At 73.7% G+C, this 12891-nt stretch carries 11 protein-coding genes; 5 read left to right on the top strand and 6 right to left on the bottom strand.

The genetic code is table 11. The features are described from left to right. Positions 1–379 precede the first annotated feature (379 nt). On the bottom strand, positions 380–1201 hold the full coding sequence (locus tag Q4C85_RS05655) for an isoprenyl transferase (protein WP_303140497.1): 822 nt from the start codon (positions 1199–1201) through the stop codon (positions 380–382). 226 nt (positions 1202–1427) lie between these two features. Here Q4C85_RS05655 and Q4C85_RS05650 point away from each other — a divergent pair, with 226 nt between their 5' ends. The 4 genes from Q4C85_RS05650 (at position 1428) to msrA (ending at position 4976) form a co-directional block, all read left to right on the top strand. Continuing rightward, positions 1428–2135 carry a hemolysin III family protein gene (locus Q4C85_RS05650; RefSeq protein ID WP_303140495.1) on the top strand — a complete coding sequence of 236 codons (708 nt, stop codon included), beginning with the start codon at positions 1428–1430 and terminating at the stop codon, positions 2133–2135. Between the two features lie 198 nt (positions 2136–2333). After that, positions 2334–3398, top strand: a complete 1065-nt coding sequence (locus Q4C85_RS05645; RefSeq protein WP_303140493.1) for a PPK2 family polyphosphate kinase — start codon at positions 2334–2336, stop codon at positions 3396–3398. Between the two features lie 249 nt (positions 3399–3647). Beyond that, positions 3648–4142: a transcription elongation factor GreA gene (locus Q4C85_RS05640; RefSeq protein ID WP_303140491.1), complete on the top strand. Its 495-nt coding sequence runs from the start codon at positions 3648–3650 to the stop codon at positions 4140–4142. Positions 4143–4268: 126 nt separating this feature from the next. Beyond that, positions 4269–4976, top strand: a complete 708-nt coding sequence (gene msrA, locus Q4C85_RS05635; protein ID WP_303140489.1) for a peptide-methionine (S)-S-oxide reductase MsrA — start codon at positions 4269–4271, stop codon at positions 4974–4976. A 21-nt stretch (positions 4977–4997) separates the two neighbouring features. Here msrA and Q4C85_RS05630 read toward each other — a convergent pair whose 3' ends face one another. Further along, positions 4998–5666 carry a LysE/ArgO family amino acid transporter gene (locus Q4C85_RS05630; protein ID WP_303140543.1) on the bottom strand — a complete coding sequence of 223 codons (669 nt, stop codon included), beginning with the start codon at positions 5664–5666 and terminating at the stop codon, positions 4998–5000. A gap of 300 nt (positions 5667–5966) precedes the next feature. Beyond that, complete coding sequence (locus Q4C85_RS05625; RefSeq protein ID WP_303140487.1) at positions 5967–6566, bottom strand: DUF5655 domain-containing protein; 600 nt, start codon at positions 6564–6566, stop codon at positions 5967–5969. Positions 6567–6591: 25 nt separating this feature from the next. Here Q4C85_RS05625 and Q4C85_RS05620 point away from each other — a divergent pair, with 25 nt between their 5' ends. Next, complete coding sequence (locus Q4C85_RS05620) at positions 6592–8517, top strand: ABC-ATPase domain-containing protein (protein WP_303140485.1); 1926 nt, start codon at positions 6592–6594, stop codon at positions 8515–8517. A 246-nt stretch (positions 8518–8763) separates the two neighbouring features. Here Q4C85_RS05620 and Q4C85_RS05615 read toward each other — a convergent pair whose 3' ends face one another. From Q4C85_RS05615 to Q4C85_RS05605, 3 genes are all read right to left on the bottom strand, one after another. Further along, on the bottom strand, positions 8764–9318 hold the full coding sequence (locus Q4C85_RS05615) for an NAD(P)H-dependent oxidoreductase (protein WP_303140483.1): 555 nt from the start codon (positions 9316–9318) through the stop codon (positions 8764–8766). Positions 9319–9459: 141 nt separating this feature from the next. Then, complete coding sequence (gene ilvA, locus Q4C85_RS05610) at positions 9460–11010, bottom strand: threonine ammonia-lyase, biosynthetic (RefSeq protein WP_368501416.1); 1551 nt, start codon at positions 11008–11010, stop codon at positions 9460–9462. 54 nt (positions 11011–11064) lie between these two features. Continuing rightward, the gene (locus Q4C85_RS05605; RefSeq protein WP_303140480.1) at positions 11065–12888 is read right to left on the bottom strand and encodes an ABC transporter permease subunit; all 1824 of its coding nucleotides are present in this window, start codon (positions 12886–12888) and stop codon (positions 11065–11067) included. Positions 12889–12891 lie beyond the last annotated feature (3 nt).

The raw sequence follows: 12891 nt of genomic DNA, 5'->3' as shown, positions 1-12891 counted from the left end.
TCGGGCCTGGCCCGGCGGGCCAGGCCCGAGCCATATGTCCCGATCTCGAGGTGCCATATGTCCCGATCTCAAGGTCAGGAGAGCGGCACCTCGTCGAGCATCCTCGTGACGAGCTCGGCGATCTCCGAGCGCACCACCGAGCCCAGGGTGTCGAAGACCGCCTCCGCCCAGGGCGCCATCTTCTCCTCGGTGTCCCCGGGCAGGAAGCCTTGGACACCACGACGACCTCACCGCCCTGGCCCGCCAGCGACACCGCCACCGACAGCAGCCGGGAGTCGTTGTCCCCCATCCGCATGCCGCTCGGCAGCGCCTGCTCATCGCCCTCGAGCTCGACGCGCAGCGTGCCGCCGTCCTGGCTGAGCGCGGCCGCCGCGTCGCCCTACCTGCCCAGCCGGCGCTCCCTGCGGGCATAGTCGCGCAGCGCCCGCAGGAAGTCGATGCGCCGGAAGGCCGGCCAGTAGACCTCGCAGAAGTAGAACTCCGAGTGCACCGACTGCCACAGCAGGAAGCCCGAGAGCCGCTGCTCCCCCGAGGTGCGGATGACCAGGTCCGGGTCGGGCTGGCCCTTGGTGTAGAGGTGGGCGGTGATGTCCTCCTCGGACAGGGTCTCGGCCACCTCCATGATGCTGTCGCCCGCCGCGGCGCGCTCGCGCAGGAGGTCGCGCACCGCGTCGGCGATCTCCTGGCGGCCGCCGTAGCCGACCGCGACATTGACCTGCATCCGCGTGTCCGCCTCGGGCTCGGGGTCCTGCCCGTTCGTGGGGCGCCCGGGCGGATCGACCGGTTCGGGGGCGGCCGTCGAGGCCACGGCCGTGCGCAGGCGCTCGGCCACGGGGACGGGCAGGAGGTTGACGGCCCCGACGAGCCGCAGCCGCCACCTGCCGGCGGCCGCCAGCTCGTCGACGGCGTGAGCGATGATGTCGAGCAGCGGGGAGAGCTCGGCGGGGTCCCGCGAGAGATTGTCGGTGCTCAGCAGCCACAGGGTGACGACCCGCACCCCGGCGTCATCTGCCCAGGTGAGGAACTCCTCGATCTTATCCGCCCCGCGCTTGTGGCCCTGAGCGGTCCCGATACCCATGGTGCGGGCCCAGCGCCGGTTACCGTCGAGGATGACACCGACGTGCTCGGGCGCCCGCCCGGGCTCGAGCTGTGCGGCGAGCCGGCGCTCATAGAGCTCGTAGACGAGGCTGTCCCCTGCCATGGCTGTCCTCGACCCTCCTGCGTGCTCGGTACGGCTCCTCGGTCTCGCGCCGCCGGGTCCCCGCCGGATCGATCCGTGACCCACGCTATCGCGTCGGACGGACCGCGCCCACCTTGGACAACAACCTACGGTGGCGTAACCTACGACGGCGTAAGTTGCTTGGTGCTCGGTCGCGCCGGCGCCGTCGGGCGCCACGACCGGGCCCACGTCATTGATGAGGAGGCCCATGCCCCCACGCGCTGCCGCTCGACCGGCCGCGGCGGTCTCGGCCGGCACCGGCCTGGTCCGCGCCGTCAAGCCCAGGCTGCGCGGCTGGATCCACGCCGCGACTGCCCCCCTGGCACTGGCGGCCTGCATCGTGCTCACCGTCCTGGCCCCGGGAGCCGCACTCACCTGGGCCTGCGCCGCCTACCTGGCCTCCTCGCTGCTGCTCTTCGCCAACTCGGGGGTCTACCACATCTCCAACGGGCACTTCCCCGCCGCGGTGACCGCCGTGCTGCGTCGGGTGGACCACGCCACGATCTACCTGCTCATCGCCGGGACCTACACGCCCCTGTCCGTGGCGCTGCTCGACGGCGGGACCGCACGGCTCGTGCTGGGGATCGTGTGGGGCGGCGCCGCGCTGGGCATCACCACCTCGCTGGTGTGGCCCGGGGCGCCGCGGTGGCTGTCCACCGCGCTGTACGTCGTGCTGGGCTGGGTGGCGATCTGGTTCCTGCCCCAGTTCTGGGTGACGGGCGGTCCCCTCATCGTGTGCCTGCTCGTGGCCGGGGGCGTGACCTACACGGTCGGCGCCGTCGTCTACGCCCGCCGGCGCCCCGACCCGCTGCCGCGCTGGTTCGGCTTCCACGAGATCTTCCACGTGTGCACGGTCCTGGCCTGGGCCTGCCACTGCACGGCCTGCTACCTGGCGGTCCTGGCAGCCTCCTCCTGAACGGCGTGGCCGGCTGCCCAGCCGTATCGCCGCCGGCTCGCTCCTGCCGCACGAGTCCGTGGCCGACACCGCCGATGCCCCGGCGTCGTCGACCCTCCCGCGCTACCCTTCACCCACCGGGATGAACCTACCCGGGGGACCACCGCCGTCGACGCGTCGGGGCGCCGACAGACCACGCCAGGACGGGCAGGAGAGGGCATGGCACCCAAGCGCGCGAAAGGCTCATCGAGGAAGAACGCGGCGTCGACCGGCTCCCACCAGCGCCAGGCCTGGGACGTCGACCCTCGCCAGGCACTGCGGGTGGGCCCGGATCTTCAACTCGCCTCCCTCGACCAGGCCTCGACCCCGGGATGGACGGGAGGCGAGGAGCGGGCCCTGGCCTACACCTCCTCGATCACCCCGTTGCTCGCCTCGCTCCAGGAGCGGCTCTTCGCGGCCGCAACCGAAGGCTCGCCCCGGCGGCTCCTTGTCGTGGCCCAGGGGCTGGACACCGCCGGCAAGGGCGGGCTGGCGCGCCATGTCATGGGCCTGGTGGACCCGCAGGGGGTGCGCCTGACCGCCTTCAAGGCGCCCACCGCCGAGGAGCGCAGCCACGACTTCCTGTGGCGGATCCGCAAGGCGGTCCCGCCCGCGGGGATCATCGGCTTCTTCGACCGTTCCCACTACGAGGACATTCTCGTTCCGTCCGTGTCCGGTCAGCTCGACGACGCCTCCTTGACCGCCCGGATCGAGCAGATCCACGACTTCGAGCGCGAGCTCATGGCGGCGGGCACCGCTGTCATCAAGGTGGCGCTCATGATCTCCTACGACGAGCAGGGCCTGCGGCTGCTCGAGCGGGTCGACCGGCCCGACAAGCACTGGAAGTACGCCACCTCGGACATGGACACCCGCGAGAAGTGGTTCGACTACCACGCCGTCTACCAGCGGATGCTGCGCGCCACGTCCTTCGACGACGCCCCCTGGTACGTCATCCCGGCGGACCGCAAGTGGTACGCGCGCCTGGCGGTCACCGAGCTGGTCCTGCGCACCCTGGCCGAGCTCGAGATCTCCTGGCCCGAGGCGCATTTCGACGTCGAGGCCGAGCGCGCCCGGGTGCGCGCGACGATCAGCGCCGGGGCCCTGGCCCGCTATGACGAGCGGCTCGCCTCGCGGCTCGACCGGGTCGCCGGACGCATCGCCGCCGTCGACGACGCCGCCAGGTCCCTGTCCGCCGACGAGGCGGGCAACGCCGGGGTGGCCAGCGGCCCGGGCACGGGGAGCTGAGGACCGGGGCGAGGCGGCGGGGCGCGCCGGACGCCGGGCGCACCGCCCTGCGCGGCATGACCGTGCTCGGTCGCGCGGGAGCACCGAGCCTGGCGGCGGAGCCCGCCGGCAGGGGCACCATGAGACACCGCGCCTGCCGCTTGGCGAACTCTTCCGCCACGAGCCGACACGAGCCGACACGGAACCGGGAAGCCAGGGTGCGCAGGCGCACTACACTCGTTGCTCATACCTACCCGCAAGGAGGACCAGATGGCTGACGAGAGCACCGAGAACCAGGGCACCTGGCTCACCCAGGAGGCCTTCGATCGTCTCACCGAGGAGCTGCAGCGCCGCAAGGACACCGAGCGCAAGGAGATCGCCCAGCGCGTCGAGGCCGCCCGCCAGGAGGGCGACCTGCGGGAGAACGCCGGCTACCACGCGGCGCGCGAGGAGGCGGCGCTCAACGAGGCCCGGATCGTCCAGCTCATCGACATCCTCGACCATGCGCAGATCGGCCAGGCGGCCGAGGACGGGACCGTCTCGGCCGGCACGGTGGTCACGGCGCGGATCGCGGGACGCGAGCAGACCTTCGCCCTGGGCGGGCAGGAGATCAACGAGGACGTGCCCGAGGGGGTCAAGGTCTTCTCCCCCGATGCCCCGCTGGGCAAGGCGCTCATGGGCCACCGGGCGGGGCAGACCGTCAGCTACCTGGCGCCCAACGGCAAGGAGATCTCGGCCGAGATCCTCAAGGTCACCCCCCTGTAGCACGAGCCGACCCACGCTGCGCGGGGCGCTCCGCCTCCCCGGTGGAGCGGGGCGCTCCGCGCCGTCGGCCGTGGGCGGACGCCTGACCGGTTCTCCCGGACCGATGGCCGCGATAGCGTGTCGGCCATGACCAAGCCCGCACGTTCCACCGACCTGCCCGGACGCGAGTCGGCGCTCCTGCCCGACCCGGGCGAGCACGTCGTCCTGCACAAGCCTATCAACGGCCCCTGGCCGGCGGGGACGGAGGTCATCTACCTCGCCGGGGGCTGCTTCTGGGGCGTTGAGCGCATCTTGTGGCGTCAGGACGGCGTGGTCTCCACGGCGGTGGGCTACATGGGCGGGACGACCCCCAACGCCACCTACCGGGAGGTCTGCACGGGGGCCACCGGGCACGCCGAGGCGGTCCGGGTGGTCTACGACCCGGAGGTCTGCGGCGCCGGCGGCGAGTCGCTGCTGCGCACCTTCTGGGAGAACCACGACTCCACCCAGCTCAACCGGCACGGCAACGACATCGGCACCCAGTACCGCTCAGCGGTGTGGACCACGACACCCGCCCAGGCCAGTGCCGCGGCCATCATCCGCGAGGCCTTCCAGGGGGAGCTGACCCGGCTGGGGCTGGGCACCTGCGTGACGACGATCGGCCCGGCCGCCGACCTCTACGACGAGTTCGGCGGGCCCTTCTACCTGGCCGAGGACTACCACCAGGGCTACCTCGACAAGAACCCCGGCGGCTACTGCAACCACGGCCCCAACGGGGTCAGCTGCCCGGTGGGCCTCATCGACCTGCCCGCCCAGACCGCCGTCCTGCCGCCCGAGGGCGCCCCGGGCGCCTGAGACTTGAGCCCGGGGTCGCCCTCACCCGCCGAACGCGAGGTTGGCGGCCACGAGCAGCATGATGACGCCGACGCCGACGTCCACGACCCGCCAGGTCGTCGGACGCCCCAGCGGACGCGACAGCGCCCGCGCCCCCAGCCCGAGCCCGGCGAACCACACGAGGGAGGCCAGGCAAGCACCGGCGGCCGCCCACCACCGCAGCGGGCCGAAGCTGTTGGTCACGGTGCCGAGCATGAGCACGGTGTCGAGGTAGACGTGGGGGTTGAGCCAGGTCAGGGCGATCGTTGTCAGAGCCACGGAGGCCGCCGGCCGGGCGGCGGCCTCCTCCAGCGCCCCGGGCCGCAGGGCCGAGCGGAAGGATGTCAGCGCGAAGCCCAGCAGGTAGAGCACGCCGCCCCAGCGCAGCACCTCGAGCACCCAGGGCGCCATCGCCGAGACCGCGCCGACCGCGGCCGTGCCCAGGCCGATGAGGACCAGGTCGCTCAGCGCACAGATGGCGACAACGAGTCCAACGTGCTCGCGGCGCACACCCTGGCGCAGGACCCAGGCATTCTGGGCGCCGATGGCCACGATGAGCCCGAGCCCGGTGACGAAACCCGTCAGTACCGGGGCCAGGCCGGCCGGGGGCGTCAGCGCGGCGGTCGCCGGGGAGACGGGCGGGAGGGAAGCCACAAGGCTCAGGTCGGTCATCACGGCACCGACACTAGGTGTACTTCCCTGTGAGGTTGTGAACGCGGTCTGCTCGACACCCGACCGAACCGGAAGCCCTGACCTGCCGGCGCACGCTCTAAGCCGGCGAGGTCGCCACTTGGCCGGTGAGGTCGCACGCCCGGCACACGACCTCACCGACCAAGGAGCGACCCGACGAACTTCCTGGGGCGGCCCGGGCCGTGTCTGTTGCCTGCCCCGGCGCCCCGACCCCGGGCCCGGGCCCGGCCGTGGCCCCGGGCCCGTGTCACCCAGCCCAGCCCAGCCCCTGGAGTCAATCATCTAGTTCTGCTCCCAGGCGGCACGCAGCAGCGGCTCGAGGGAGCGGGCCAGCGCCCCGGGGTCGGTCCCCTCCTGGTGCGGGGCCACATGGACGACATGGGTGGCCTGGGCGAAGCCCTTGGCCGGTTCGAGACGGCGGTCGTCGGGGACCTCGGTGCGGAAACGCAGGCCCACGCGCAGCCTGCCGTAGGTGCCCGGCCCCACAGCGGCGAACTGGGTGCGACGGACCAGGGGGATGTAGCCGGCACGCCCCTGCGCCTCAACCCCGCCCAGCGCGAGGCCCGCCTCGACCACCGCGTCGTGCAGCGGGCGCAGCGGCGCCTTGCGACCCGAGTACATCGCCTCGGTGTGGCCCGCCACGGTCGGCGGCTCCCAGCCATGACGGCGGGCCGTGGCGTCGGCCACCGCCCACCGGGAGTTCTGCGGCAGGCCGTGCTCGGACTTGAGCCAGGCTCGAACCGCCTTGGGGTCGCCGGGGTCGAGGGCGCCCTCGCCTGCCGCGGCCTCGACCAGGGCCACCCACTCCTCGAGGCCCCGGCCCGTGCGCTCAGCCAGTGTGCGGGTGACCGCCTCCACCATGTCCTTGGGTTCCATCGGCATGCGGCCAGTGTGCCAGGATCGACCCATGAGTGAGCAGGAGCGCGGCCGCTACCGCGAGGACCGGTATGACGCGGGCCACGGCTACCGCCGTGGAGACGAGGGCCACCGCGACGGCGGAGACCGGGGGTACCGTCGAGGCCCGGGACGTGACGAGGCCCGATCAGCGCCGCGACGCCGTTTCGACGATGAGCCGCGCGACGGCGCGCTGAGCGACCTCATCGGCCACCTCCACGCCCTGGACGGCCGCTCCTACGCCGCCTACAAGGCGATCCGTGGACGTTACGCCGCACCCGAGGGCTGGGCCCTGCACATCGACCGGGTGCAGGCCGACCCCTACGCGCCTCCCACGCGCATCCGGGTCACCGTCCCCGTCTCGGCGCCCGGGCTCGAGCTGCTCGCCGAGGCCGACCTCCTGTCGACCGCCGACCGCCGCCTGGCCCTGGGCGACTTCCTCACCCGGGAGCTCCAGGCCGGGTTCCGGGGCACCGCCCTGTCCATCGCCGCCCCGGGCCAGGAGATCCTCGAGCGCTCGGCCGTCGTTATCGACCCGGTCCCGGACGCGGCGCCGGCGGGGGACACGCCTCCGGCGGGTCCCCACGCCGGGCAGGGGTGGCCCGAGGACCTCGGGGGGACCCCGGTCATTGAGATCCGCGCCCGCCTCAGCCTGCCCGCCCGGGGCCGCACGGTCCAGGGCCACGAGGCGGCGCGGATCGTCGGCCGGGACCTGACCCGGGAGCTGGCGGCCGGGCTCGACCTCACTGGGGACCGCGCCCGCAGGCTCATGGCGCATGTGGCCGCGCTGGAGGACCACCGCGCGCTGAGTGCCGCGGTGCGCGAGGCCGGCTGGGTGGCCTTCCTCGCCGACGGCTCCCTCCTGCCGCGTCGCTCGGGGGTGAGCGATGAGCCGATGCGCGCCGGCGCCGTCCCCCTGCGCGCCCTCGAGGAGCTGGCGGCCACCGTCAGCCTGCCGCACGCCGGGACCGTGCGGGGCACCGCCATCGGCACCGGGGTCACGGTGATCGTCGGCGGCGGGTACCACGGCAAGTCCACACTGCTGCGCGCCGTCGAGCGCGGCGTCTACCCCCACGTGCCGGGCGACGGCCGCGAGCTCGTGGCCACGGCACCGGATGCGGTCAAGATCCGCGCCGCCGACGGGCGCGCCGTGACCGGGGTGGACCTGACGCCGTTCATCTCCCACCTGCCCGCCGGACGGGACACCGCCGCCTTCACGACCAAGAACGCCTCGGGATCGACCTCCCAGGCGGCCTCCCTCATGGAGGCCGTCGAGGTGGGCGCTTCGGTGCTCCTGCTCGACGAGGACACCTCGGCAACGAACCTGCTCATCCGCGACGCCCGCATGCGCACCCTCGTGTCGACCGAGCGCGAGCCGATCACCCCGCTGGTCGACCGCGTTGGGGCGCTGGCCGAGGCTGGGGTCTCGACGATCCTGGTCATGGGCGGCTCGGGCGACTACCTGGACGTCGCCGACCGCGTGCTGCTGCTGGACTCCTACGAGCTGCACGACGCAACCGCGCAGGCCGCCGCCGTCGTCGCCGCCCAGCCGCGTCCGGCCACCGCCCTGCCCGGCTTCCCCGCCCCGCGGCAGCGGGTCCCCCTGCCCGCCCCGCCGCGCGTCAAGCGCGGGCCGGTGCGCACCCGGGCCCACGGCGTGGGCGCCCTGACCCTCGACCGTGAGGACATCGACGTCTCCGACGTGGCGGGCATCGTCGACCCGGGGCAGGCCGAGGCCATCGCCCACGCCCTGCGGGCGCTGCTCGAGCGGCGCTTCGACGGCGTCTCGACCCTGTCGGAGTGTCTGGAGGACTTGGAGGCGCTGCTCAATGACGAGGGCCTGGACGCCCTCGACACCCGCCCCGCCTTCTTCGTGCGCCCCCGGATGGTCGACGTCGCCGCGGCCGTCAACCGGTACCGCAGCCTCGCCCTGGCCTGAGAGACTCGCGCGCCGCCCGCCGAGATCGGGACATCCGGCGCCTCGAGCGCCAGGCGGCGGAACCGGGCCACCCCGCGCCCCGGCTCCACCGGGCCCGAGCCCGCTGCGGTGCCCGCCCGGTCGGCGGAGGACACACGGCAACGGCCCGGTCCACCACCGGATGGTGGCAGACCGGGCCGGGTCGACTCGGGCAGCGTCAGCCCGCCTCGGGCGGCTCCAGCCCGCCTCGGGCGGCGCCAACCAGCCTCAGCGCAGCGTGGACAGGGCCTTGTCCTGGGTGACGACGGCCTCGACCAGCGCATCGACCTCCTTCTCGCGGAAGGGGGCGGGGGCGAAGGAACCGTCGGCGAAGTCGGTGACCAGGGAGAGGTTGACCTGGGGGCCCACGACACCGGTGGTGAAGTTGACCAGGATGGCGCGCAGGTGCTCAACCGGGCGGAAACCGTTGTAGTAGGAGTAGGAGACCAGGCCCACGGCCTTGTTGGCCAGGGCTGCCGGCACGGTGAAGTCGATGGCGTTCTTCAGGGCGCCGGGGATGGAGCGGTTGTACTCGGGGGTGACGAAGATGTAGGCATCGAAGGCGGCCAGTGCCTCGTTCCAGGCGACGGCGGCCGGGTCCTTGGGCGCGGCCATCATCGGGGGGAACTCCTCGGCGAAGACCGGCAGGCCGAAGGAGGCGACGTCGACGAGCTCGGCCTCGACGCCCTCGACGGCGTTGGCCTTGTCGACGATCCACTGCGCCACGCCGCCACCTGAACGGTTGGGGCGGACGGATCCGAGGACGACGGCGATGCGGGTCATGGGTGCTCCTTGAGAACAGATGGTTGATTCATGAATCACTTTAGGGTTCCTCGGCTGGTGGCGCCAGCGCCGGTGCCATGAATCCCACCACACCGCGCAGCCGCGGCCGCACCCACCGGGGGGGGGCCGCCGCCCCGGTGGTCATCGCCCCAGGAAGAAGACGGCGGCCGGGTTCCCGGTCTCCTCGTGGTAGGCGTAGCCGAGGCGGTCCATGTGCTCGGCCAGCTCGGCGTCGTCGGGCCCGGCCTCGAAGGCCGTGAGGATCCTGCCGTAGTCCGCACCGTCGGTGCGGTAGTGGAAGAGGGTGATGTTCCAGCGCGTCCCCAGCACCTCGAGGAAGCGCATGAGGGCTCCGGGGGCCTCGGGGAACTCGAAGGAGAAGAGCCGCTCGCGCAGCCCCCCCGACGCCCGGCCCCCGATCATCGAGCGCACGTGCACCTTGGCCAGCTCGTCGTCGGTGAGGTCGACGACGTCGTAGCCCGCACGCTCCAGGTCACCGACGATGGCGGTGCGCTCACGCCGGCCGTGGGACAGCCGCACGCCGACGAAGATGCGGGCGCGTCCGCCGTCGCCCGCATCGAGGCGGTAGTTGAACTCGGTGACCGACCGGCCGCCCAGGACGGCGGCGAAGCGCAGAAACTCCCCCTGGACCTCCGGGATGGTCACCCCCAGGATCGCCTCACGCTGCTCGCCGAGCTCGGAGCGCTCGGAGATGTATCGCAGCTGGTGGAAGTTGAGGTTGGCCCCCGACAGCACGCAGGCCAGCCGCTCGCCGCGCAGCCCGTGGGTGGCGGCGTGGCGCTTGAGGCCCGCCAGGCCGATGGCCCCGGAGGGCTCGGGGACGGCCCGCAGGTCCTCGAAGAGATCCTTGACGGCCGCCGAGACCTCGTCGGAGGACACGGCGACGACGTCGTCGAGCAGTGAGGAGCACAGGCGGAAGGTCTCCTGGCCGACTCGGCGCACCGCGACACCCTCGGCGAACAGGCCCACCCGGTCCAGGTCGACCGGTCCGCCCGCGGTCAGGGCGGCACGCAGGCAGGCGGACTCCTCGTGCTCGACGCCGATGACCTCGACGGCCGGCATGAGCTGCTTGACGAGGACCGCGATCCCCGACACGAGCCCGCCGCCGCCCACGGGCACGAAGATACGGTCGAGCCGGGCGTCCTGCTGGATCATCTCCAGGCCGATCGTGCCCTGGCCGGCGATGACGTGCGGGTCGTCGAAGGGCGGGATGTAGGTGAGCCCCTCGGCGTGTGCCAGGCGGAGCGCCTCGGCCTGGGCGACGTCGAAGGCGTCGCCGTACAGGAGGACCTCCCCGCCCAGAGCCCGCACGGCGTCCACCTTGATCTGGGGGGTGACCGAGGGCATGACGATGACGGCGCGCACCCCCAGCAGCGCGGCGGAGCGGGCGACCCCCTGGGCGTGGTTACCGGCCGAGGCGGTCACCACGCCGCGGTCGCGCTCGGCCTGCTCCAGGGCACGCATCCGGGTGTAGGCACCGCGGATCTTGAAGGAGTGGACCGCCTGGAGGTCCTCGCGCTTGACCTCGACCGTGTTGCCCAGCCGCGCCGAGAGCACCTCCATGACCTGCAGGGGGGTGTGCTCGGCAGCCTCATAGACCGGGGCGCGCAGCACCTCACGCAGGTAGCGGGCGCCGTCCCACGCGCCGTCGTTGATCACTGGCTCGTTCACCACCACAGGGTAGCGGGCGCCGTGGCCCCGGTCGGGCCGGGACCAGCCCGGACCTCAGCGCGAGGCCCGGGAGGCGGCCACCGCGGTGACCGACAGCAGGACAAGGGCCGCCGCAGGCGTGGTCACCGCCCACGGGGCGCGCTCGATGTAGGGCAGTGCCTCGGCCAGCACGAGGCCCCACTCCGGGGTGGGCGCCTGCGCACCCAGGCCGAGGAAGCCCAGCCCCGCCAGGGCCAGGGCGATCCCCGGCAGGCGCAGCGCGGCGTGCCCGGCCAGGGAGGGCACGACCGCGGGCAGCACCCGGCGGGTCATGATCCGCACCCGCCCCTCACCGAGCACCGGGGCCAGGAGGACGTCGGGCCGCTCCCGGGCCTCCTGCACAAGGGCCGCCGCATGCGCCGCCAGCGGAGCCCACGCCACGAGTGCCACCGCCACGGCCGCGCCGATCCCGCTGGGCCCGGTGACCGCGGCGACCAGGAGGCCGGCGAGCACTGGCGGTGCCGCGTTGGCGACCTCGACGAAGCCCACCGAGGCGCGCGGCACCATGCCCACAACCAGCCCCACGACACAACACACGGCCGTGACCGCCAGCGCCGACGCAACCGTCTGGACCGCTCCGTGCGCCACGCGGGCCAGCACGTCGCGCCCCAGGGCGTCGGCCCCCAGGGGCAGCGCCCAGGAGGGCCGCTCCAGGCGCGAGGCCACAACGCCGTAAGGGTCCCGGCCGATACCCGCCACGATCATGACGACCAGCGCCAGCGCCCCGGCCACGGCCACCGCCCCGGCCCCGCGTCCCGTGCCGCCCGCGGGCGGCGCCGCGCTCATCCCCCCGGCACCGGCCGCAGGCCCCAGCAGCAGACGCCGGGCCAGCGCCGCCGCGACCCCGGCACCGAGAGCCAGCGCGAGGAGGATGAGCACCCCCGCCTGTAGGGCCGGGACGTCCTGGGCGGTGGCCGAACCCAGCAGTGAGCGCCCCAGGCCGGGGATCGCGAACACCTTCTCCACCGCCACCGCCCCACCGGTCAGCCCAACCACGACAAGGGCCACCTGCCCGGTCAGGGGCGTGAGTGACCGGCGCAGGACGGCACCGACGAACCGGCCCCCGCCGATGCCCGCCGTCCTCCATGTGGCCACCCACCGCTCGGCCAGCACCGAGGTCACCGAGTCCGCCACCAGGCCCCCCAGCAGGCCGCCGGCGGGCAGCCCCAGGGACAGGGCGGGCAGGACTACCTGGGCCGGGCTCCCCCACCCGTAGGGCGGGAACAACCCGAGGTGCACCGAGGCCACAAGCAGCAGAACCGGCGCCAGGAGGTACTCGGGCAGGGAGGTCAGGGCCGCTGCGCCCACGCCGCCGCGCCTGCGGTCGACCCCCCGCAGCCCGTCGCGCAGCACCGGCAGGACGAGAAGGACCGCTGTGACCAGGGCGACGACCAGCGCCGCCGCCATGAGGGTCAGGGAGATGCCGAGGGTCTGCGCCAGTCCCCCACCCACCGGCTCACCGGAGATCCAGGAGGTGCCGAGGTCCCCTGACATCAGGCCCTCGACCCAGTGCCTGAGGGAGCCCACCGGCCCGGAGCCCAGGCCCAGGCGCTCGCGGATGGCGGCGAGCACCTCGGGGGTCGCCTCCCGCTCGGCCGAGGTGGCCCGCAGGATCGTCAGAGCCGGGTCACTGCCCGACAGCCACGGCAGGAGCCCGACCACCACGACCAGGCCGGCGACCGCGGCGGCACGCGAGACGGCGGTGATGGCACCGTCGACGCCCGGGCGCCACCACGGGAGGGCCCACGGGCCCCGCCGGCCCGTCCCGTCCGCAGGCCCCTGGTCCGAGCCCGTCGCCGCTGTACCCGTCATCGCCGTCGTCCCTGCCGTCGTCGTCATCGC

Source organism: Actinomyces sp., from assembly GCF_030524025.1.
Taxonomy (GTDB): Bacteria; Actinomycetota; Actinomycetes; order Actinomycetales; family Actinomycetaceae; genus Actinomyces.
This window is presented reverse-complemented; position numbering and strand designations above follow the sequence as displayed.

What these genes read in the sequence shown, in the direction of transcription:
- Q4C85_RS05655 (WP_303140497.1), bottom strand. Translation starts at nt 1,201, where the DNA reads ATGGCAGGGGACAGCCTCGTCTACGAGCTCTATGAGCGCCGGCTCGCC.
- Q4C85_RS05620 (WP_303140485.1), top strand. Translation starts at nt 6,592, where the DNA reads ATGAGTGAGCAGGAGCGCGGCCGCTACCGCGAGGACCGGTATGACGCG.
- Q4C85_RS05640 (WP_303140491.1), top strand. Translation starts at nt 3,648, where the DNA reads ATGGCTGACGAGAGCACCGAGAACCAGGGCACCTGGCTCACCCAGGAG.
- msrA (WP_303140489.1), top strand. Translation starts at nt 4,269, where the DNA reads ATGACCAAGCCCGCACGTTCCACCGACCTGCCCGGACGCGAGTCGGCG.
- Q4C85_RS05605 (WP_303140480.1), bottom strand. Translation starts at nt 12,888, where the DNA reads ATGACGACGACGGCAGGGACGACGGCGATGACGGGTACAGCGGCGACG.
- Q4C85_RS05625 (WP_303140487.1), bottom strand. Translation starts at nt 6,566, where the DNA reads ATGCCGATGGAACCCAAGGACATGGTGGAGGCGGTCACCCGCACACTG.
- Q4C85_RS05630 (WP_303140543.1), bottom strand. Translation starts at nt 5,666, where the DNA reads ATGACCGACCTGAGCCTTGTGGCTTCCCTCCCGCCCGTCTCCCCGGCG.
- Q4C85_RS05650 (WP_303140495.1), top strand. Translation starts at nt 1,428, where the DNA reads ATGCCCCCACGCGCTGCCGCTCGACCGGCCGCGGCGGTCTCGGCCGGC.
- Q4C85_RS05645 (WP_303140493.1), top strand. Translation starts at nt 2,334, where the DNA reads ATGGCACCCAAGCGCGCGAAAGGCTCATCGAGGAAGAACGCGGCGTCG.
- Q4C85_RS05615 (WP_303140483.1), bottom strand. Translation starts at nt 9,318, where the DNA reads ATGACCCGCATCGCCGTCGTCCTCGGATCCGTCCGCCCCAACCGTTCA.